The organism is Mesorhizobium sp. B4-1-1, from assembly GCF_006439375.1.
Taxonomy (GTDB): domain Bacteria; phylum Pseudomonadota; class Alphaproteobacteria; order Rhizobiales; family Rhizobiaceae; genus Mesorhizobium.
The window spans coordinates 525,070-546,751 of the sequence record NZ_VFTH01000001.1; the positions used below are offsets into that span (position 1 = coordinate 525,070).

Consider the following 21,682-nt stretch of genomic DNA (forward strand, 5'->3'; position numbering starts at 1 on the left):
TGTCTCGCGTTCTTTCGAAACGCTCTGCGAGTTGGTTTAGCCGACTGGGCAATCACAGTCGCCGGCGAATTCAGGGGCGCAACACGCGCCCCTGAGATACTTGTCGCGATTGACCGCTTCAGGCCTTGTCCAGCCAGACCTTATCCAGCTGCAGTTCGAACGTCTGATGCATGCCAAGGTTCTTCACGTAAGCGGCGTGGTGACGGTAGAGCGAGCGCCAGAACGCCTGGACGAGGATGCCGGAGTCCTGCAGGATGAACTGGACGTCCTTCATCAGTTCCTTGCGCTTCTCGGGGTCGGCGATGGCCATAGCCGCGTTGAGCTTCTTGTCGAAGTCCGGATTGGCGTAGCCCGACTCGTTCCACGCCTCGCCGCTGCGATAGGCGATCGCCAGCACCTGCACGCCCAGCGGCCGCATGCCCCAGTCGGTGGTCGACCACGGATATTTCGTCCAGTCGTTCCAGAACGAGGAGCCTGGAATGATGGTGCGCTTGACCTTGAATCCGGCGTCGCGCATCTGCGCGGCAACGACGTCGGCCGGATCCTTCACATAGTCGGCGTCATAGGAAATGAGCTCGAACTCGTGGTCCGTCTGGCCGGCCTCGGCCATCAGCGCCTTTGCCTTGGCGAGGTCGCGCGGGACTTTCGGCAGCGCGTAATATTCCGGATGGATCGGGCAGACATGGTGGTTCTCGGCAACTTGGCCCAAGCCGCTATAGCCGAGCTTGAGCACCGTCTCGTTGTCGACCGCGAGTTGGATGGCGTTGCGCACCCTTTTGTCGTCGTAAGGCTTGTTGGTCACGTTGGTGCGCAGCACGATCGTGCCGGCGGTGACCACCTGCTCCTTGACCAGGCCCATGCTGTCATAGAGGTCGACGGTGCCGCCGACGGTCTGGTAGTTGCAATCGATCTCGCCAGCCTCGAAGGCGCTGCCGATGGCGGGGTTGGACGCATCCGAGCCGTAGTCGGTCCAGTCGACGCCATCGAGATAGGGCTCGCCGCCGAACCAGGTGAAGTCCTTGCGCCGCCGCACCGAAGCCGACTCGCCGACCTTGTAGGAGATCAGTTCATACGGGCCGGTGCCGGGCGTCTTGAGCATGTCGGCGCCGTTCTTGTCGAAGTCGCGATGGACGATGACCGCCGGGTAATCGGAAAAACCCGGAATGATGGTGACGTCCGATTGGTTGCATTTCAGCTTCACCGTGTGGTCGTCGATCTTGGTGATGGCGCCGGCGGCCGCCTTCTTGGTGGCGGGGTCGATCAGCGAGCCCATGCGGCCGGCCATCGAATTGCCCTCGGCCGCCTTATCGCACCAGCGTTCGATATTATGGACGATGTCGTCGGCGTCGAAGTCGTCGCCATTCGACCATTTCACGCCCTTGCGCAGATGCAGCGTGTATTCGATGGCGTCATCGCTCACCTCCCAGCTTTCGACCAGGTGGCCCTCGAAGGTAAAGTCGGTGGTGTAGCGGATCATGTAGTCGTTGCACTGGCGCATGACATTGGCGATTTCCGACCAGTCCCAGGCGCGCGGATCCTTCATATCCTTGATGATCATCTGCATCTTCAGGATGCCGCCCTTCTTGCCGGGCACGATCGCCGCGGCCTTGGCCGGCTCGATCCCCGCCATCGAGTAGGCCAGCGCCGTGGAAGCGCCCATCACGCTCGCCATGGCCAGGAATTCGCGGCGGTCCATCCGGTCGCTTTTGACTTCGGCTGCGTAGCTTTCGATGACCGTCGGGACGCGGTCACCGTTGCTCTTGAACATTGTCATCGTTGTTCTCCGGTTCAGGGCTTTTCCGCCCGTTACATTCCCCTTGCGGTTACGCATGTTAGGGGCGATGCAAAAATCCCGGAAGGGCTCGGCCTTTCACAAACCGCAGAAAGCCGGCCTTGAAGGCCTAAAAAAACAATGCCATTGGCCCGTCAAATTTTTGAAGGCGACGGCGCTGCCGCGTTTAGGCGGCGTCTTCCCTGGCCCTGGACAGGATCCACTCCTTGACCGTGCGCGCTATGTTTCCCTTCGAAAGCTGGCTCTCGGTCAGATAGTAGTTCCAGGGACTTGGCGGCCGGATCGGAAACGGCTCGACGAGCAATCCGCGGCGCATATAGGCATGCGCAAGCGAGCGCTGCGTGGCGACGAGGCCGGCCCCCATGGCGGCAAGCTCGAGCGCGATGTTGGAAGCATTGGTCGACAGGCCCTTGTCGTGCTCCTCCAGGTCGACGCCGAGCGCATCGGTCACCACCTGCCAATATTCCTGGCGGCCATGCACGAAGATCCAGTCCACCTTGAGCATGTCCTGCGGCGTCTTCAGCGCATGCTCGCCCTCGAGCACGGCGGGAGCGCAGAGCAGGACCAGTTCGTCGTTCCAGAGCGGGATCGCCGAAGGCGGCCTGTCGTCGAAGCGCCGCGTCGAGATGGTGATGTCGGCGATCTGCTCGCTCAAGTCTTCCCAGATCGTGCCGTGCAGCACGATCTCGATCTCGGGGTGCTTTTTGCGGAAGGCGGCCATGCAGCCGGCCAGCCAGTTCTCGGCAAGGCTCATCGGGCAGGAAACCACCACCGTGCGGTTGCGCGACGACGCGACGATCGCCTCGGTCGCCTGGTCGATCTGGTCGAGCGCCTGGCGCAAGGTCGGCAGGAACGCCTCCCCCATCTCGGTCAGCTTCAGGCTGCGCGGATAGCGAATGAACAGCTGCCGGCCGATATAATGTTCGAGGACACGCACATGCGTGCTGACCGCCGCTTGCGTGTAGCCCAGTTCCTTGGCCGCCGTGGTGAAGCTCAAATGGCGGGCCGAGCTCTCGAACGAGCGGATATAATTCAACGGGGGCGGCGGCTTCATCCGGGTCTCCTGCTCCACGATCGCCATAGCTATCGCATGGGCAACCGGCCATTCAATCGCAGACAAGCGACATGGCATCAATATTTTTGGTCAAAGCCGCCAAACTAATCGCGTGCTTGCGCGATGAACCCAATTTATTGATGTTGTGGAGAGACAGGGGAGATTAGCGCGTGGCTGTGCCGTCATACCGGCGTGAGGGGCCTGTCGTCAGTTCCGATACGTTCACTCGCCTCGCCGATTTCGTGCTGCGGCGCCCCGCTTCCGTCTTTCCCCAACCGGTGCTGGCACAGGCGCGTTACCTGTTGCTCGACACACTCGGCATCGCCATCGCGGCCGGGCCGATGGACGCGGGCCGGATCGCGCGCGACGCCGCCGTGCTGCTCTATGGTTCAAGCGATCCGCAATATTCGGCCCGCATGCTGTTCGACGGACGCCGCGCCAGCATTGCCGGCGCGGCCTACGCCGTCGCCACGCAGACCGACAATCTCGACGGCCACGACGGCTACAGCCCCACCAAGGGCCATATCGGCGTCGCGGTCGTGCCGGCGCTTGCCGCGCTCGCGGAAGCGAGGCCCGACCTTACCGGGCGGGAGGCGCTGGCGTCCCTGGTGATCGGCTACGAAGTCGCCGGCCGGGCCGGCATCGCCTTGCATGCGACGGTGAGCGACTACCATACCTCCGGCGCCTGGAACGCCTTGGGCGTGGCTGCCGTGGCGGCGCGGCTGCGGCGGCTCGATGAAACACAGTTGCGCGAAGCGCTCGGAATTGCCGAGTATCACGGCCCGCGCAGCCAGATGATGCGCGAGATCGCCACGCCGACGATGCTGCATGACGGCTCCGGTCCCGGCGCCCTCATCGGCCTTTCGGCGGCGGTGCTTGCAGAGCGCGGCTTCACCGGCGCGCCGGCGATCACGGTGGAAGCGCCTGACGTCGCGACGCACTGGCAGGATCTCGGCGTCTTCTGGCAGGCGCTGCACCAATATGTAAAACCCTACCCGATCTGCCGCTGGGCGCATGCGGCGATCGACGCGGTGCGCGGGCTCTGCCAGGCGCACAATCTCGCTCCGTCCGACATCGCCCGCGTCCAGGTCAACAGCTTCCATTATGCGGCCACGCTGTTCGACGGCATGCCGGACACGACTTCGAAGGCGCAATACAGCCTGCGCTTCGCCGTCGCGACCTTCATCATCCATGGGCGTATCGGGCTCGAGCATATTTCCGGCGCCGGGCTCGCCGACGCCGCGGTCGCGGACATGCTCAGCCGCATCGCGGTGACCGAATCCGAGCGCCACAGCGCCCGCTTCCCGGCCGGTCGCTGGGCCGACGTCGTCATCTCGACCACGGACGGACGCGTGCTGGCGTCGGGCGACGTGCATGCGCGCGGCGGCCCGGAAGCACCGATGACCGCGCAGGACGTCGAGGCCAAATACATGCAGTTCGCAGCACCAGTGCTCGGATCCGGCCGCGCCGCGGCGATCCGCAACGCGGTGCTCTCGCTCAACGACCGCGACAGCCGCTTCTCCGATCTCTCGGCGCTGCTCTACGATCCTCCCAAGACTTTGAGCTGAGCGCGCAATGCCCTTCAGGCTTCTGAAATACGGTCTCAGCAGGGACTATCCGGTCAGCGGCGACATCCCCGCCACGCCCGAGCTGAAGCCGGCCTACGACGTCGTCATCATCGGCGGCGGCGGGCATGGACTGTCCTGCGCGCACCATCTTGCTAAATATCACGGCATAAAGAGCGTGGCGGTGCTGGAGAAAGGCTATCTCGCCGGCGGCAACACGGCGCGCAACACCACCACCATCCGTTCCAACTACATCACGTCGGAAGGCATCGCCTTCTACAAGGAGGGCGTCGAACTGTTCGAGCGCCTGTCGCAGGAACTCGACTTCAACGTCATGTTCTCGCAGCGCGGGCAGCTCACGCTGGCGCATAGCGAGGCGACGATGCGCAGCTTCCATATGCGCGCCGAAATGGGCAAGCACATGGGCACGCGTACCGAGGTCGTCGACCAGAAGGGCGTCGAGGAGCTCTGTCCGCTTCTGAATATGGATTATGGCGGCCCGCTCGAAATCCTCGGCGGGCTCTGGCATGCCGACGGCGGAACGGCGCGCCACGATGCCGTCGCCTGGGGCTACGCCGCCCAGGCGTCGCGGCGTGGCGTCGAGATCCACCAACGCACCGAGGTGCAGGGCTTCGAGGTCGTCGGCGACCGGGTCCAGGCCGTCAAGACGAACCGAGGCCGCGTCGCCTGCGGCCAGGTGCTGGTCGCCACCGGCGGCATGAACTACGACGTTGCGCTGATGGCCGGCGTCGAGCTTCCCATCCGATGCTACCCGCTGCAGGCGATGGTGACCCAGCCCCTGAAACCCTGGCTCAACACGCTTGTCTCGTCGGTTTCGCTGCACACCTACCTCGTGCAGTCGTCGCGCGGCGAGGTCGTCATCGGCGGCGGCTCCGATCCCTACCAGCTCTACTCGACGCGCTCGACGCTCGACATGAAGGAGCACCTCGCCGAAGGCGCCGTCCACCTCTTCCCCTTCCTGCAGGGCGTGCGGCTGCTGAGGCAATGGGCCGGCATCACCGACATGACGCCGGACTACAGCCCGATCATGGGCGCGAGCCCGCTCGCCAATCTGTGGCTCGACTGCGGCTGGGGCACATGGGGCTTCAAGGCGACGCCGGTCGCTGGAAAGCGCATGGCAGAGACCATCGCCGACGGCCGTGTGCCCGAAATCCTGAAACCATTTGCATTGGAGCGGTTCGAAACCTTCAGGCTGCTCAATGAAATGGGCGCGACCGCTGCGAGCCATTGACGATGAAGCTTTTGACCTGCCCGATGAACGGCCCGCGCAACATCGACGAGTTCCAGTCCTTCGGACCGGTGCGCGCGCGGCCCGATCCCAACGCAACCGCAGACAGGGAATGGTCGCGGCACCTGTTCCGCGCCGAAAACCGCAAAGGCATCGTGGTCGAGTGGTGGCGGCACGTGCCGAGCAACTATTTCTTCCTGGCCGAGCGCGATCTCGTCAGCAACGAGATCATCCGCACCTTCGATGCGTCCGAGCAGCGGGATCGCGCATGAACCGGCTGCCCGCGCCTTTCGGAAGTCGGATCGATCGAAGCCGCCGCATCCGCTTCACCTTCGAGGGCAAGCCCTTCGAGGGCTACGAAGGCGACAGCATCGCCAGCGCGCTCGCCGCTTCCGGTCAATGGGTGCTGTCGCGCTCGTTCAAATACCATCGCCCGCGCGGCATCCTGTCGATGACCGGAGCCGACGCCAACGCGCTGGTGCAGCTGCCGTCAGAGCCGAACGCCGCCGCCGAGCGCACGCCGATCAGCGAAGGGCTGCGGGTCAGCGCTCAGAACGTCAACGGCTCGCTCGAACGCGACCGCGACGCCGTGATCGACAGGTTCGGCCGCTTCCTGCCGGTCGGCTTCTACTACCGCACCTTCATGGGTCCGCGCCGCGACAGCTGGCTGAAATTGTGGGAGCCGATCATCCGCCGCAAGGCAGGCCTGGGCGTGGTCGACACCAAGGCTCCGCATCGGCATTTCGACAAGACGCACCTGCATTGCGATGTGCTCGTTGTCGGCGCCGGTCCGGCAGGACTGAGCGCCGCGATTGCCGCAGCGGAGGCCGGCGCCGATGTGGTGCTGTGTGACGAGAACCCCGAGGTCGGCGGCTCGCTGAGCTACGGCCGCTGCGATCCAGCCACCCTCTCCGGCCTGTCATCGCGGCTAGAGGCGCTGCCCAATCTCAAGGTGCTGACCGGTACCGTTTGCAATGGCTGGTACGAAGACAACTGGCTGCCGCTGATCGAGGGCAATCGGCTTCATCGTACGCGTGCCTGCGAGGTGATCCTGGCGACCGGCGCCATCGAGCAGCCGGCTGTCTTCCGCAACAACGACCTGCCGGGAATCATGCTCGGGGGTGCGGCCCAGCGGCTGATCCGGTACTATGGCGTGCGGCCCGGTCACAGCGCCGTGGTTCTGGCCGCGAATGAAGACGGCTACCGGGCGGCGCTCGATCTGCTGGACGCAGGCGTATCGGTCGTCGAGCTCGTCGATCCGAAACCGGCCGGCGATGCCGGCCCGCTGGAGGCCGAACTCCGCGGCAAGGGTGTCGCCATCCGGAAAGGCGCAACTGTCGAGGCGGCGGAAGGCATGGCCGGAAACCGCCATCTTGCCCGCGTCCGTGTCGGCGGAAGCTGGATCGCCTGCGACCTGCTGGCTGTTTCGACCGGCCAGGCGCCGGCATGGCAATTGCCGTGTCAGGCCGGCGGCAAGGTCGGCTACGATGCCGGCACGCAAACGATGACGATCACGCTCCCGGACGGTCCCGTCCAACTCGCCGGCGCCGTTGCCGGGACGGACGAGTTGCAGGACGCAATCGCCAGCGGCCGGCATGCGGCTGCAACCGCGCTTTCGCGGCTCGGCCATGTAGTTGCGGCAGAACCTCCGGCCGCGCCGAAGAGCGTTCGGCCGCGCTATGTGCAGCCGATCGCCGCCGATCCCAAGGGACGCGACTTCGTCGATTTTGACGAGGACCTCCAAGTCAAGGATCTGCAGAACGCGACCAAGGACGGCTATCGCGAGATCGAGCTGGTCAAGCGCTTCACCACCGTCGGCATGGGCCCGAGCCAGGGACGTCATTCGGCCCTGGCGACGGCCCGCATCGTCGCCGAGGCAACCGGTAGGACGGTCGGCGAGATCGGCATCACCACGGCGCGTCCTCCGGTTGGGCCGGAAACGCTCGGCGTGCTCGCCGGCCACCACGAGGTGCTGGAGCGCCGCACCGCGCTGCATGCGCGGCACGTCGCGCTGAAGGCTGCGATGAAACCGGTCGGCGCATGGTGGCGGCCCTATTATTACGGCGCTGCAAGCAGCGCCGAGGAAGCTGTCCGCGAGGAAATACTCGCCGTGCGCGAAGGCGTCGGCCTGCTCGACGTCTCGACGCTCGGCAAGCTGGAGGTCCGTGGGCCGGACGCCGGTGAATTTCTCGACCGCCTCTACACGATGGCGCATGCCAACCAGCCCACCGGCCGCGTCCGCTACTGCCTGATGCTCAACGAGATGGGCTCGGTGATCGATGACGGCGTCGCCTACCGGATGACTGAGGACCGGTTCTATGTGACGGCGACCACCGGGGCCGTCGCGCGCGTCTATGCCGACATGCTGTTCTGGAACGCCGAGTGGCGCCTGAAGGTCGATGTGCTCAACCTCACCGGCGCATTCTCAGGCCTCAACGTCACCGGACCCAAGGCGCGCCTGGTGCTTGAGGCGCTGGACGGCGACATCGATTTCAGCCGCGGCGCCTTCCCTTATCTCAGCGGCCGCGACGGCACCGTCGCCGGCGTCCCGGTGCGGGTGATGCGCATCGGCTTCACGGGCGAGCTAAGCTACGAATTGCATTGCCCTTCGAGCCTGGCGCCCAGCCTCTGGAACGCGGTGATGTCGGCGGGCAGACCGCACGGCCTGCGTCCCTATGGACTGGAGGCGTCGCGCATATTGCGCCTGGAGAAAGGCCACATCCTGATCGGCCAGGACACGGATGCGATCACCACGCCCGACGAACTGGGTTTCGGTTGGGCGGTCTCGAAGAAGAAGCCGTTCTTCGTCGGCAAGCGCTCCATCGAGATGCGCGCAAGGCTCGGGCAGACCCGCAAGCTGGTCGGCCTGCAATTCCCCGCCGGCAGTCGCAATATTCCCGGCGAAAGCTGCCTGGTGTTGCGCGGCGGCGCCCCGGTCGGCCAGATCACATCGGTCGGATACTCGCCGTCGCTTGGGGCTCATATCGCGCTCGCCTATGTCCATGTCGACGACCAGGCGGAAGGCAGCCGCGTGACGGTGAAGTGCCGCAATGGCGAGTTGGTCGAGGCGCCGGTCGTCGCCCACGCCTTCTTCGACCCGACCAACGCGCGGCAGGAGATCTAGATGGCCGCCGGCACCGCGACACGCGTCTACCCCTTCATGCCCGGCGGCGCGGCCGACGGCACGAAGCTGATTTCCGGCGCGGTCGCGCTGAGCGATCTTACAGACAAGCCGCGCTTCGGCCTGAAAGGCGGTGGCAGCGCCGCCTGGCTCGCCGCGCAAGGGATTCCGCTCCCGGCCGTCAATCGCATCGGCGACCACCGCGGCATGCGGGTCTTGCGCCTCGGCAACGAGGACATCCTGCTTCTCGCCGAGGACGCCGGCGAGACGGTCGCCGACGTCAAAAACACCTGGCATGCTGCGGTTGCGCCGAAAGGCTATTCGTCATGGCGCGAGGAAGGCTGGGCGTGGATGCGCCTTTCCGGTCCTCGCCTTGCCGAAGCGATGAGCGGGCTTTGCGCGCTGGACCTGAGACCCCAAAAATTCGGTGCAGATGATATCGCCCAGACGCGCGTCGGCCATATCGAGGCCGTGACGTTCCGTTCGCCGGCAGGTTTCGACATACTCTTCGACATCACCGCCTCGGCCTACTTCGCCCGCGCCGTCGCAGCGATGGCCGGCCACACAGACCAGCATAGAGGACATTCATGACTCGCCCCCAAGGAACCATCGCCCCGATCCTGACGCCGTTCGAGGACGACGGCCGCATCGCGCGCGATCTCTGGATATCCCATGCCAAATGGGTGCTCGGCCAGGGCGCGCATTTCCTCTCGCCCTTCGGCACGACGGGCGAAGCGCTCTCGGTTTCGCTGCGTGAGCGCGTGCAGGCGCTGGAATGGCTGGTCGAGGCCGGCATCGCGCCGGACCGGCTGATGCCCGGCACCGGCGTCACCGCGCTGCCGGAAACGGTCGAATTGTCGGCCCATGCCGTTGGGCTCGGCTGCGCTGCCGTCATGGTGCTGCCATCCTTCTTCTACACCGGCGCCGGCGACAACGGTCAGGCGCGTTACTACAGCGAGCTGATCGAGAAGGTGGCAAAACCTTCGATGCGCGTGATCCTCTATCACATCCCGCAGAACTCGGGCGTGCCGGTCAGCCCGGCGCTGACGGCAAGGCTGAGCAAGGCCTTTCCGGACACGGTCGTCGCCTACAAGGACAGCGCCGGTGACTGGAACAACACGGCCGCCGTCATCGCCGCCGCGCCCGGTATTTCGGTCTTTCCGAGTTCCGAGGCGCAGCTCACCAAGGGTCTGGCGAGCGGCGCGGCAGGCTGTATTTCGGCGACCGTCAATCTCAACGCCGCCGCCATCCGCCGCCTCTATGATGCGGCCCGGAAGGGCGAGGACGTCGCCGAAGCGGATGCCGCCATCAAGGCGTTCCGGAAGGTGATCCAGGATGCCGGGCTGATCCCGGCGATGAAGGCGGTGCTTGCGGTCAGGTCCGGCGACCGGCGCTGGCTGAACCTGCGCGCGCCGCATGAGAATGCGACGCTGGAAAACGGCCAGGCGCTGCTTGCCGCCCTCGGCAGCGCCGCCGACCATATCGGCCGCAATTGAGAGTCGCGATGTCGGCGCGCCCAACCGTCATCCTGCACACCGACAAGCCGGCCGGCGCGCTTGCCGTGCTCGCCGAAACGCATCCAGACCTCGATATCCATGCCTGCGACACTTATGCCGGCCTTCCCGCGCTGATCGAGCGGACCGCCGCGGAAGTGGTTTATTCGATCCGTTTCGACGGCACGCCGCGCTATCCGCGCCAGGCGCTCGTCGAGAGCCCGACGGTGAAATGGGTGTCGATCGGCGGCTCCGGCACCGACCATCTCGGGCGCTGGGATCCTGCGCATGTGACCGTCACGAATTCGGCCGGTGTCGCCGCCGGCATGCTGGCCGAATATGTGCTCGGCGCAATGCTCTCCTTCTCGCTCGACCTGCGCGGTTTCGAGCGCCGGCAGCAAGCCCGCCAATGGGGCGGCGGCCGCGTCGAGCCGATCGAGGGCAAGACCGTCCTCATCCTCGGTCTCGGCAAGACCGGCGAGGCCGTCGCGCGCCGCGCGCAGGCGATGGGTATGCGCACGCTCGGCATCCGCGCGCGGCCGAAGCCGATGCCCGCGCTCGACGAGGTGCATGGCCCCGATGCGCTGCTGACATTGATCGGCCGCGCCGATTTCATCGTCTGCTGCGTGCCATTGCTGCCCACAACGCGCGGCTTGCTTGGCAAGGCCGCCTTTGCCGCCATGAAGCCGTCCGCCGTGCTGATCGACATTTCGCGCGGAGGCGTCGTCGAGGAAGCCGCACTGCTCAACGCGCTCGACAGCGGGCGGATCAAGGGCGCGGCGCTCGATGTCTTCGCCACCGAGCCGCTGCCGGCCGGGCATCCGCTCTGGGCTTACGAGAACGTCGCCGTCACGCCGCATTGCGCGGCGGTCTATGACGGCTGGGACATCAAGTCGGTGCGCATGTTCGCCGACAATCTGGCGCGCTACCGCAAAGGCCAGCCGCTGGAAAACGTGGTCAATCCGGAACGCGGGTACTGAAGCCGGAAGGGAACAAAATTATGTCACAGGACAGGCGTGGCGGCGGTCGCCGATCGAAACTCGGGCGCAGCGGTGGTGGCATCGCGCAACTGCCTTGGCAGAGCGTGAAAAACCCCTACCCGCCCATGCAGCTTCTCGACGAAGAGCGCATGGAACAGCTGCACAAGACCTCGATGCGCATCCTGTCGGAGCTCGGCATCCGCGTCATGAGCGAGAAGGTGATGGACCTGTTCGCCGCTGCCGGCGCCATCGTCGATCGCGAGGAAAAGACCATCAGGATCGATGAAAGCCTGGTGACCGAGGCCCTGCGCAACGTGCCGTCGTCCTTCACGCTGACCAGCCGCAACCCGGAGAAGCAGGTCCATCTCGGTGACAATTCGCTGGTTTTCGGGCTGGTCGCCGGCCCGCCCAACGTGCATGACCGCATCAATGGCCGCCGCCAGGGCAATCTTCCCGACTACCAGAACTTCATCCGGCTGGCGCACCACTTCAACGCCATCCACATCATCGGCAACCAGGTGGTGGCGCCGATGGAACTGCCGGCCAATGCGCGTCACCTCGACACTTACCACGCCAATCTGACGCTCAGCGACCTCTCCTTCCACTGCACCGCGATCGGCCGCGCCAGGGCAATGGACGGCATCAACATGATGGCGATCGCCCGCGGCATCAGCGTCGAGGAGATGCGGACTTCGCCCGGCGTGACGACGATCATCTCGATCAACTCGCCGCGCCTGTTCGACGATGCGATGGCCGAAGGCCTGATCGCCATGGCCGAGCACGGCCAGCCGGTGACCGTCACGCCCTTCACGCTGATGGGCGCGATGACGCCGGTGACGTTGGCCGCAGCACTCTGCCAGCAGAACGCCGAAGCGCTGTTCGGCGTCGTGCTGACGCAGCTCGTCAATCCCGGCACGCCGGTGATGTATGGCGCCTTCACATCCAATGTCGACATGAAGTCGGGCGCGCCGGCTTTCGGTACGCCGGAGAACGCCAAGGCCAACATCATCGCCGGGCAGTTGGCGCGGCGCTACAATTTGCCCTACCGCACCTCCAACGCGAACGCTTCCAATGTCGTCGACCTGCAGGCCGCCTACGAGACCGAGATGGCCACATGGGGTGCGGTGCTCGGCGGCGCCAATTTGATCTACCACGCGGCCGGCTGGCTGGAGGGCGGGCTGACGGCGTCCTACGAAAAGCTCGTGCTCGACGTCGAGATCCTGCAGAACATGATGGAGTTCCTGCGGCCGCTGCCGTTCCAGGAAGACGATCTCGGCTTCGAGGCGATCAAGTCGGTGCCGGCCGGCGGCCACTTCTTCGGCGCCGAGCACACCATGTCGCGCTACACCACCGCCTTCTATCAGCCGATGCTCTCCAACTGGCAGAACCATGGCGCCTGGGAAGAAGCGGGCGGCAAGGATGCGCTGGAGCGGGCGACCGAGCTCTGGCAGCAGGCCCTGCACGACTACGAGGAACCGGTGATGGACCCCGTGATCCGCGAAGAGCTCGACGCCTATGTCGCGCGCCGCCGCGAGGAGATCGCCGCCAACCCGGAAAGCTAGGAAAGCCGCCCAATGCCCTATGATCTCCTCATCCGCCGCGCAACGCTGATTTCCGGAGACGGTTCTGACCGCTTCGAGGCAGACATCGCCGTCACGATGGGCCGGATCGCCGCCATCGGCCGGCTGGACGATGCGCAGGGCATCGAGGAAATCGATGCAAAGGGCAAGGTGGTCGCACCCGGCTTCATCGACGTGCACACCCATGACGACGGCGCGCTGCTGGCACCGCGCGGCATGGATCCGAAGATCAGCCAAGGCGTGACGACGGTGATCGCCGGCAATTGTGGCGTCAGCCTTGCACCGCTGCTGCTCGACAGGACGCCGCCGCCACCCTTCACGCTGGTCGGCGGCCGCGAGAACTTCCGTTTCGACCGCTTCGCCGATTATGTCTCGGAGCTGAAGCAGCGCGGCATCGCCACCAACGCCGCCCTGCTCGTCGGCCACACGACCTTGCGCCAGCGTTGCATGCCGGTGACCGACCGGCCGGCCAATGAAGCCGAAACAGCGCTGATGCAGGAAGCCGTGGCTCAAGCCATGGCCGAAGGCGCTTTCGGCCTGAGCACCGGGCTGGACTATCCGCCGGCCGTCAATTCCTCGACCGAGGAAGTGAAGGCGCTCGCCGCGACGGCGGCCGGCCTTGGCGGCCCTTACGTCACCCATACCCGTAACTATTTCGAGACTATGGACGAGGCGATCGAGGAAGCCATCGACATTGCCGACCATGCCGGCGGCAAGCTGGTGATCTCGCACCACCAGTGCACCGGCCGCGCCAATTTCGGCAAGAGCCGGCCCTCGCTGGAAAGGATCGACCAGGCGCGCGCGACGATGGACATAGGCATGGACGTCTATCCCTATGCCGCGAGCTCGACCGTGCTGCGGCTGGAGCGCTGCGACACCGGCTTGAAGATCCTCGTCACCTGGTCCGATCCGCATCCTGAGATGGCCAGGCGCGAGATTGCCGACATCGCCCGCGAATGGAACTGCACCGAGCGTGAGGCCGGTGAGCGTCTGCTGCCGGCGGGTGCTGTCTATTTCCAGCTCGACGAGGACGACGTCCGTAACATCATCGCGCATCCGCGCACCATGATCGGCTCGGACGGCCTGCCGCACGACATCCATCCACATCCGCGTCTGTGGGGGGCCTTTCCACGCGTGCTCGGGCACTACGCGCGTGACATCGGGCTATTCAGCCTGGAGGAAGCCGTGTTCCGCATGACCGGCCTGCCCGCGCGTGAATTCGGCATCCAAGAGCGCGGCATTCTGGCCGAAGGCAATTTCGCCGACCTCGTCATCTTCGATCCCAAGACGGTCATCGACACCGCCACCTTTGAGGAGCCGCGCCGACCCGCCGCCGGCATCGAACATGTCTTCGTCAACGGCATCTCGGTCTGGCGCGGCGGCAGGGCGACCGGAGCGCTGCCCGGCGCGGTTCTCAAGCCTTCGGCTTCAAAAACGGTCGTCAGAGGCGCCTGCGGCTGCGGCGCCGATCACAGCGCCTCGTAAATCCGGTCGACGCTCTCCAGCGTGTAGGCGAACTCCACCGGCCGCGTGCAGCGCCAGCCATCGAAGGACTGGCCGGTCAGCGCCTTCAATACTTCCAGTTGGCGCAGGATGCCGCCGCCATAGAGCCGGTTCGCCATATCGAGCATGCCGGTGCGGTGCATCGCCTCCGTCATGCTGCCGCAGGCTTCCTTCACCAGCCACACGCGAAAGCCCTGGTAGACCGCATCGAACACGCTCTCGGTCACGCAGCTGTCGGTCAGCACGCCGGCGACGACAAGATTTTCGATGCCGAGCGCGGCGAGCCGTTGCGAAAGGTCGGTTCGCCGAAAGGCGCTCGGCCAGTGCTTGTGGATGACGATGTCGCCGGGTTGGGCCGCCACCTCGGCGCAGATCGCGGCGCCGTCGCTGCCCGCGATCGCCGAGCGGAATTCCTCGGTCAGGATCTCTTCTTGCCGCGCATAGCCTTCACGCTCTTCCGGCTTGACCCACGCCTGCGCATGGATGACGGGCACGCCCGCCTTGCGCGCGGCCTCGATCAGCGCGGCAGCGTTGGCGAGCACGGCGTCGTAGCCGACGACCGGCCAGGCCGCTCCGGGACGGTATTCATTCTGCAGGTCGATGACGAGCAAGGCAGTCTTGGCGAGGTTCATGGCTGGTCCGGTGAGTTGTCGAAATCGGTGACGAAACGCAGGAGCAGCCGGATTGCCTGATCGAGGTCGGCGATCTCCATCGCTTCATGCGGGTTATGACTGCCGTTCTCATTGCGCACGAAGAGCATCGCGGTCGGAATGCCGGCGCCGGCGAATGTGGCTGCATCGTGCCCGGCCCCGCTCGGCACATGCGGGGCGCGGATTTGCAGTTCGGCGGCCGCACGGTCGAGCCTGCCGATCAGGTTCGGCGACATGGTCGCCGGTTCCCAGGTGAAGCGGGACCCGGGCTCGAAGGTGACGCCGCGCGTGGCGCCCACCTTGGCGAAAATGGTCTGGAGCCGATTTTCGATGCGATCCAGAACGGCTGCTTCGGCGCTGCGGACATCCAGCGTGAAGCCAAGCTCGCCGAGCACACGGCTGCCGCCATGCTGGCTCGGATCGGACTGCACGCGGCCAAAGGTGATCGTCGCCTCGTGGCCGTCGCGTTCGAGCGCGTCCCACTCTGCCTCAAGGCCCGCAACCAGATCGGCAAAGCCCAGCACGCTGTCGTGGCGGGCGAAGCGCGGCTCGGCGCCGGAATGGGCATAGGCGCCAAGACATTTCGCGTCGACATAGCGGAAGCCGCCGGCGATACCCGTAACGATGCCGACCGGCGCTCCGGCGGCGACTAGGCGCGGCCCCTGCTCGATATGCAGCTCGACGAAGGCAGCGATCCGGCCTGCATCGATGCCTGGCACGCCGCGTCTCACGGCGTCGGGGTCGAAACCCTCCTCGCGCATATGCGCGGCCAGCATAAGGCCGCTGTCGGAACGCCTGGCTTCGAGCGCCTGCGGATTGAGCAGGCCAAGCGCCGCCTGGCTGCCGGGATAGGAGAGCGGAAACCAGACCGCTTCCTCGGCGCGAGTCGCCAGCACGATGAGATCGCGCGCCAAGCGGATATTTTGCCCGACCAGTTCGGCCATTGCCGCGAGCCCGGCCACGACGCCGGCGGCGCCATCGAAATTGCCGCCATGCGCCACGCTGTCGAGATGCGAGCCGATGACGATCGCCGATAGGTCAGGGTCTCGGCCTTTCAGCGTCAGATAGAGATTGCCGGCTGCGTCGACGCGCGCGACAGCGCCGAGCTTTTCCGCCTCCTTGCGCACGAGATCATGGGCGAAGCGTTCGCCGGCTCCGTAGGCGACGCGCGTGATTCCCGGTGGGTCCGTCGTAGCTTCGGCCAGCGCGTCCAGGATGCGTCCCGCCAGTTTGCCACCGGCCGCCAGTGCGGCCTTGCTCATGAAGCAACCAGTCGAGCTTCGTCCTCGGTGCCGCGCAGCCGGTGCGGCGTCAGATCGTCCAAAGAAACGCCTTGCCTCGCGACATCGTCGGGCAGCCCGCCGTCGGCGATCAGGCTGGCGCAGACGCGCGACAACGCCGGCGAGGTCTTGATGCCGTAGCCGCCCTGCCCGACCAGCCAGACGAAATCCGGCAACTCGTCGTCCGGACCGACCACCGGCGAGCCGTCGGCGACGAACGTTCTCAAACCCGCCCAGGAGCGCGACACGCGTTGCACCTCGATCGTCGTTGCCCGTTCGAGACGCTCGGCGCCGATCGCGACATCGATGTCTTCCGCAAAGGCGTCGATCGGCGCCGATGGTGTCGCATCGGCCGGCGAGACGAAGAGTTGCCCGGCATCCGGCTTGAAATAGAATTCCGCGCCGATATCGTTGACCAGCGGCCAATCGCTAATGTCGAGACCGGCCGGCGCTGGAATGTTGAAGGCGGTGCGACGCTTCGGCTGCAGGCCGACCGGACGCACACCGGCCATCGCCGCGATCTCATCGCCCCAGGCGCCGGCTGCATTGACGATCAACGGCGCAAGGAATGTTCCCGCTTCCGTCTCGACCCGCCATTGCCCGCCTTGCCTGCCGATGGCTCGCACGCCGGCCTTGGTGAGGATGCGGGCGCCGCGCGCGCGCGCTCCGCGCAAGAACCCCTGGTGCAGGCCATTGACGTCGATATCCATCGAATGCGGTTCGATGTAGGCGCCGGCCAGATAGTCCTCGCGAAGCACCGGCACGCGCGCGATCGCTTCGGCCGGCGTCATCGCCACAATCGATGGCACCAGCGCCTGCGCCGCCTCCAGATCCTCGCGCAGCAGATCAAGCTGATCAGCGCGCGCCACGGTGATCATGCCGCGCTTGCTGAGCAGCGGATAATCGCAAAAACCTGTCGGCGGCTCGGTGAGAAACGCCCGGCTTGCCAGCACGATGCGGCGGATGACGCCATTGCCGTAGTTCTCGGTGAAGCTTGCGGCCGAACGTCCCGTGGTGTGGTAGCCGCAATGGCTCTCGCGCTCGAGCAGCACGACTTTCGAACTGCGTGAAATCTCGAAGGCAGCACCGGCGCCGGCCATGCCGCCGCCGATGACGATGACGTCGGTCTGCTCGCTCATGGTTGCCCATCCTTTGAAACTGTTTCGCGCGGCACCGCAGGCGGTTCGCCCAGGCGGCCGCGCCGGGCTCGATCGCGAGCGCCACGTCCCTCGGCCAGATTCTCGCCCGCTGAATTCTGCGACGCGCATTCGCGCAAGGCGAGACCGGTGACGAAAGGCACCGGCTTGCCGGCGATCTCCATACCCTTCAGCCGCGCCCAGACCGCGCGGCGTTTGCGCACCTGATGCGACTGCAATTCGCTGATCTCGGCGATCCCGCTCTCGCGCTTGATCTCCAGCGCGCCGGCTTCGACCGCGGCGTCGAAAAGCTCCAGCCCGCGCTTGGTGCGCACGATGATACCGTTGAGCGGCTCATCCTCGACGGCCGGTCCGCCATTCAGCCAGGAATCCGATACCGCGATATCCGCCACCTGGCCGATCGCGTCGGGGCAGATCTTGCAGCGCGGCTGGATCATCCATTTGTCCTCGTCTTCCCAGAGCTGCCGGTAGCTGATCTCGAAGGCGCGGCCGTCGCGAGTTTCGATGCGGTTAAGTCCCGGATTGCCGTGGCCCCGGTAGCGGAAGAGAGCAAGCTCGTCCTCGCCGAGGCCAAAACGCTGCAGCACCTGTTCCGACTTGGTCAGCTCCGAGGCGCCGCCGCAGACGAAGGCGAGCGCATAGCGCATATGCTCGTCGACGCGCGGATCGAGCCGCGCCAGATTGCGCACGGTGGTGATGTCGCAGGGCTTGGCGATCAGCGCGAAAAGCTCGCCGCGGTCGAGAATGTCGTTGAAATCCACCAGGGTCGCCGCCGGCCCATAGCGCGAGCCGGCGCCTTCGAGCACCGAGGCGGCGTCGAAGCTCAGCTTGCGTTCCGTGCGCATCGGCATGGATTGCGATGCCGCGACATGCAGCACGAACTTGACCCGTCTCGAACTGAGCAGGAATTGGCCGAGCGCCGTCAGCGTCCCGCCGCCGGAGCCAATAAACCGAACCGTGGGTTTGCCCGCGCGGCCAAGCGCCAGCCGCTCGACAGGCCCCCAGACAGGGTCCGACAGCTTTGCCTCATGCAGTTGCGCCTGTATCGGACCGGCGATCCGGGTTCCCGGACACACGGCGTTGATCTTCGCCAATGTCGACTTGTCCAATTCCTGCAACGCCACGGGCCGCTCGCGCCCCTCCGGCGTCATCACCATGTCGATGTGGCCCGCCCCTGCGATCGAACGGCAGAGGCCGCAGCCGATGCAAAGGCCGTTCTCGACGATCTCGCCGAGCGTCAGCGGCTCGACCGACGGCGGCATCGAGGCCTGGTTGTGACTGGTTTCGACGAGGCCCATCGCGGCCTCAGACCGGTTCCGAGATGCGCTTGTATTGATCGGGGCGGCGATAGAGCGCGAAGTTGAAATTCACCTTCCGGCAGACCTCGATCAGATCGAGATCGGCGCGATGGACGATGACTTCGTCGTCGAGCGACATCGCCAGTGCCGCGATCTCGCCAGTCGGCGCGATGATGCAGGAGCCGCCGATCAGCGCCTGGCCATCTTCCAGGCCCGCCTTTGCCGCGGCGGCGACCCAGAGCGTGTTCTGGTAGGCACCGGCCTGCATCGGCAGATGGTTGTGGAACATTCTCAGATGCGCCAGCGCCGGCGCTTCGTCGAGCAAAAGCGGCGTGTTGTACCCGAGCAACGCCACCTCGGCGCCGTTGAGGCAGAGCATGCGATAGGTTTCCGGCCAGCGGCGATCGTTGCAGATGGCAAGCCCGACGCGCACGCCGCGATAGTCGAAGACCGGAAAGCCGAGATTGCCCGGTTCGAAGTAACGGCGTTCGAGATGCGTGGTCGTGCCCGCCGCCGGCTCGCTGGAGCCCGGCACATGCATCTTGCGGTAACGGCCGATGAAGGCGCCGTCCGGCCCGACCAGATCCATTGTGTTGAAATGGCGCGTACGGCCCTCTTCCTGCGCAAGCTCGCAATAGCCTAGCGCGAAGCCGACCTTCAGCCGCGCCGCCGCATCATAGAGCCGCTGCGTTTCCCGCCCCGGCATCGAGGCTTCGAAGAAGGCATCGATCTCGGCCTGGTCGTCGATGCGCCAGCGCGGGAAGAAAGTGGTGAGCGCCATTTCGGGAAACACCGCGATCTCGCCGCCGGCGGAAGCAGCCTTCTCCAGGAGATGCACCAGGCGCCCGACCGTTTCCGCGCGCGTGGCGCTGCGCTGGATCGGTCCGGTCTGGCAAACGGCGATGGTCAGGCATCGAGCCATGGTGTCCAATCCTCGACTGGTTTTCTGAGATGCGCCGGATCGGCGGCGGTGCGTGCCACAAAACGCCCGAAGCCCGGCTCTGCCTGCAGCTTGCCCTCGGCGACCACCGGCACGCCGCGCACCAGGACGGTGCTTGGCTTGCCGGTGACACCCCTGCCCTCGTAGGGCGTGAAGTCGACGCGCGAATGCAGCGCCCTGTGCCCGAGCGTCCAGCGCGCCGTCGGATCCCACAGCGCCAGGTCCGCGTCGAGCCCGACGGCGACACTGCCCTTGCGGTCGGCGAAGCCGTAGATCGAGGCCGCATTGCGCGAGGTGAGGTCGAGATAGCGCTCGAGCGTCAGGCGGCCGGTGAGCAGCCCTTCCGAAAACAGCAGCGGCAGGCGTGTCTCGATGCCGGGAATGCCGCTCAGCGTCGTGGTGAAACCGGGTGTTTCGGAGCGGCCGATCTTGTCGGCGAAATAATATGGCGAATGATCGGACGACCAGAGGTCGATGCCGCCATTGATCAGCTCTTGCCACAGATGCTCATGGCTGCGCGGCGAGCGCGGCGGCGGCGAGAAGACGAAGCGCGCGGCATCGATTGCCGAGCGATCGAGATCGGCCGCGCCGAGAAAGAGATATTGCGGGCAGGTCTCGGCGATAGCGTCGACCCCGCGCATCTTTGCCCGCGCCACCTCCTCGGCCGACTGCCAGGACGAGACATGCACGATGGTCATGCGCGCGCCGGTCATCTCGGCGAAGGCCAGCGCGCGATGCGTCGCCTCGCGCTCCATCGTCTCGCTGTGGGCAACGACATGATAGCGGATGTCAATGCGGCCGAGATCGATCAGCCGCTGGCGCGTGCGCCGGATCGCGGCATCGTTCTCGGCATGGACCATGACGATCCAGCCCAACCGCCTTGCCGTATCGAGAACCTTGAAGAAGAGGTCGTCGTCGACGGCGAAACCCTGATAGGTCATGAACAGCTTGACCGAGGCGATGCCGCGCTGGGCGAGCGCGCCGAGCTGAGCCTCGACATCCGCGCCGGTGCCCATGGTGACCACGGCATGCAGCCCGTAGTCGATCACCGCGCGTCCCGCCGCGCGCTCCAGCGCGCGGTCCATGGCGCCGACGGTCGTCATATCCTGCCCGGGCATGCCGAACGGGACTATGCAGGTCGTGCCGCCAAAAGCGGCGGAGATCGTGCCGGAATAGAAATCGTCGGCATTGCCGGCTCCGCCCCAGGCCGGCTGGTCGAGATGGCAATGCGCGTCGATGCCGCCGGGCATCACCCAGCGGCCGCCGGCGTCGATCGCCTTCTCGCCGGAAAGGGCCTTGCCTATGGAGGCGATGCGGCCATCGTCGATACCGACGTCGCACTCGGCCCAGCCGTCGTCGAGCGCCACGCGCCCGCCCTTGATCACCAGCTCATGCATTGGCGTACCCTCGCCGGCCGGCTCAGCCGACGGCCGCCGTCACCATGATCTCGACACGATACTGGTCGCCGGCAAGCCGCGCTTCCACCGTGGCGCGCACCGGCATGGCGCTCCTGTCGATCCAGGCGTCCCAGGCCGTGTTCATCATCTCGAAATCGGCGATGTCCCTGAGCCATATCTGCGCGCTGAGCAGCTTCGACTTGTCGCTGCCGGCCTTGGCGAGAAGCGCGTCGATCTTGGCAAGGATCTGCTTGGTCTGGCTGGTGGTGTCGCCCGAAAGATCGTCCCCGGTCAGCCCGGCCACATAGACGGTGCCGTTATAGCGGAGCACCCGGCAGAAGCGCTGTCCGTTTTCCAGGCGTTCGATCGTCATGATGTTCCCTTCCGCTGGTTTCCAGATTTGGTTTTTGCCTATGGTAAGGAGGGTGCAAAACCGCTGTAAAGCCCACAGCGCGCCGAGACGCTGCTTTCCTTCGCCGGCATGGCCAAAAAAATTTTAGCCATAGCCGCGCCAATCTTCGTTTGTGGCAATCGCCACAAAGTGTAGCTTCTGCTCGGGCTGCCGTCGGTCAACGGTGCCGCCAGGGAGCCGCCGCAGCCGCATTCATGAGGTCGATCGCTCA

The 21,682-nt window shown here is 65.7% G+C and carries 18 protein-coding genes; 9 read left to right on the plus strand and 9 right to left on the minus strand.

Going from position 1 to position 21,682, the window contains the following annotated elements; all coding sequences use genetic code 11:
• Positions 1 to 118: 118 nt before the first annotated feature.
• Together FJW10_RS02625 and FJW10_RS02630 are read right to left on the minus strand one after the other, a co-directional pair.
• Entirely contained in the window at positions 119 to 1,774 is a 1,656-nt protein-coding gene (locus tag FJW10_RS02625) for an ABC transporter substrate-binding protein (RefSeq protein WP_140898122.1), read from the minus strand.
• A gap of 184 nt (positions 1,775 to 1,958) precedes the next feature.
• The gene (locus FJW10_RS02630; RefSeq protein ID WP_140898124.1) at positions 1,959 to 2,846 is read right to left on the minus strand and encodes a LysR substrate-binding domain-containing protein; all 888 of its coding nucleotides are present in this window, start codon (positions 2,844 to 2,846) and stop codon (positions 1,959 to 1,961) included.
• Between the two features lie 170 nt (positions 2,847 to 3,016).
• On the opposite strand from FJW10_RS02630, the gene FJW10_RS02635 reads away from it, so the two are divergent.
• Genes FJW10_RS02635 through FJW10_RS02675 form a run of 9 tightly spaced genes read left to right on the plus strand, consistent with a single transcriptional unit; the run spans position 3,017 to position 14,319 of the window.
• Positions 3,017 to 4,414 carry an MmgE/PrpD family protein gene (locus FJW10_RS02635; protein WP_246674086.1) on the plus strand — a complete coding sequence of 466 codons (1,398 nt, stop codon included), beginning with the start codon at positions 3,017 to 3,019 and terminating at the stop codon, positions 4,412 to 4,414.
• 7 nt (positions 4,415 to 4,421) lie between these two features.
• Positions 4,422 to 5,663, plus strand: a complete 1,242-nt coding sequence (locus FJW10_RS02640; protein WP_140898126.1) for an FAD-dependent oxidoreductase — start codon at positions 4,422 to 4,424, stop codon at positions 5,661 to 5,663.
• Between the two features lie 2 nt (positions 5,664 to 5,665).
• Positions 5,666 to 5,932, plus strand: coding sequence for a sarcosine oxidase subunit delta (locus FJW10_RS02645; RefSeq protein WP_140830763.1), 267 nt, complete (start codon positions 5,666 to 5,668; stop codon positions 5,930 to 5,932).
• Positions 5,929 to 8,784: a 2Fe-2S iron-sulfur cluster-binding protein gene (locus FJW10_RS02650; RefSeq protein ID WP_140898128.1), complete on the plus strand. Its 2,856-nt coding sequence runs from the start codon at positions 5,929 to 5,931 to the stop codon at positions 8,782 to 8,784. Before FJW10_RS02645 ends, FJW10_RS02650 begins: the two co-directional genes overlap by 4 nt.
• Positions 8,785 to 9,372 (plus strand): sarcosine oxidase, encoded by a 588-nt coding sequence (locus FJW10_RS02655; RefSeq protein WP_140898130.1) that lies wholly within the window; start codon positions 8,785 to 8,787, stop codon positions 9,370 to 9,372.
• Positions 9,369 to 10,277, plus strand: coding sequence for a dihydrodipicolinate synthase family protein (locus tag FJW10_RS02660; protein ID WP_140898132.1), 909 nt, complete (start codon positions 9,369 to 9,371; stop codon positions 10,275 to 10,277). The genes FJW10_RS02655 and FJW10_RS02660 overlap by 4 nt, the downstream gene beginning before the upstream one ends.
• Before the next feature lie 8 nt (positions 10,278 to 10,285).
• Positions 10,286 to 11,254, plus strand: a complete 969-nt coding sequence (locus tag FJW10_RS02665) for a D-2-hydroxyacid dehydrogenase (RefSeq protein WP_140898134.1) — start codon at positions 10,286 to 10,288, stop codon at positions 11,252 to 11,254.
• Positions 11,255 to 11,274: 20 nt separating this feature from the next.
• Positions 11,275 to 12,816: a trimethylamine methyltransferase family protein gene (locus FJW10_RS02670; protein ID WP_140898136.1), complete on the plus strand. Its 1,542-nt coding sequence runs from the start codon at positions 11,275 to 11,277 to the stop codon at positions 12,814 to 12,816.
• Positions 12,817 to 12,828: 12 nt separating this feature from the next.
• The gene (locus tag FJW10_RS02675) at positions 12,829 to 14,319 is read left to right on the plus strand and encodes a D-aminoacylase (RefSeq protein WP_140898138.1); all 1,491 of its coding nucleotides are present in this window, start codon (positions 12,829 to 12,831) and stop codon (positions 14,317 to 14,319) included.
• Here FJW10_RS02675 and FJW10_RS02680 read toward each other — a convergent pair.
• Genes FJW10_RS02680 through FJW10_RS02710 form a run of 7 tightly spaced genes read right to left on the minus strand, consistent with a single transcriptional unit; the run spans position 14,304 to position 21,432 of the window.
• On the minus strand, positions 14,304 to 14,969 hold the full coding sequence (locus FJW10_RS02680; protein ID WP_140898140.1) for an isochorismatase family cysteine hydrolase: 666 nt from the start codon (positions 14,967 to 14,969) through the stop codon (positions 14,304 to 14,306). The genes FJW10_RS02675 and FJW10_RS02680 overlap by 16 nt on opposite strands.
• Positions 14,966 to 16,249 carry a Zn-dependent hydrolase gene (locus FJW10_RS02685; protein ID WP_140898142.1) on the minus strand — a complete coding sequence of 428 codons (1,284 nt, stop codon included), beginning with the start codon at positions 16,247 to 16,249 and terminating at the stop codon, positions 14,966 to 14,968. The genes FJW10_RS02680 and FJW10_RS02685 overlap by 4 nt, the downstream gene beginning before the upstream one ends.
• Positions 16,246 to 17,406 (minus strand): FAD-binding oxidoreductase, encoded by a 1,161-nt coding sequence (locus FJW10_RS02690; RefSeq protein ID WP_140898144.1) that lies wholly within the window; start codon positions 17,404 to 17,406, stop codon positions 16,246 to 16,248. Before FJW10_RS02690 ends, FJW10_RS02685 begins: the two co-directional genes overlap by 4 nt.
• Complete coding sequence (locus FJW10_RS02695) at positions 17,403 to 18,722, minus strand: Coenzyme F420 hydrogenase/dehydrogenase, beta subunit C-terminal domain (protein WP_140898146.1); 1,320 nt, start codon at positions 18,720 to 18,722, stop codon at positions 17,403 to 17,405. The genes FJW10_RS02690 and FJW10_RS02695 overlap by 4 nt, the downstream gene beginning before the upstream one ends.
• 7 nt (positions 18,723 to 18,729) lie before the next feature.
• Positions 18,730 to 19,644 (minus strand): nitrilase-related carbon-nitrogen hydrolase, encoded by a 915-nt coding sequence (locus FJW10_RS02700; RefSeq protein WP_140898148.1) that lies wholly within the window; start codon positions 19,642 to 19,644, stop codon positions 18,730 to 18,732.
• Entirely contained in the window at positions 19,629 to 21,059 is a 1,431-nt protein-coding gene (gene hydA / locus FJW10_RS02705) for a dihydropyrimidinase (RefSeq protein ID WP_140898150.1), read from the minus strand. The genes FJW10_RS02700 and hydA overlap by 16 nt, the downstream gene beginning before the upstream one ends.
• A gap of 22 nt (positions 21,060 to 21,081) precedes the next feature.
• A complete protein-coding gene (locus FJW10_RS02710) occupies positions 21,082 to 21,432 on the minus strand; it encodes a RidA family protein (protein WP_140898152.1) in 351 nt (116 codons plus the stop codon).
• Positions 21,433 to 21,682 lie beyond the last annotated feature (250 nt).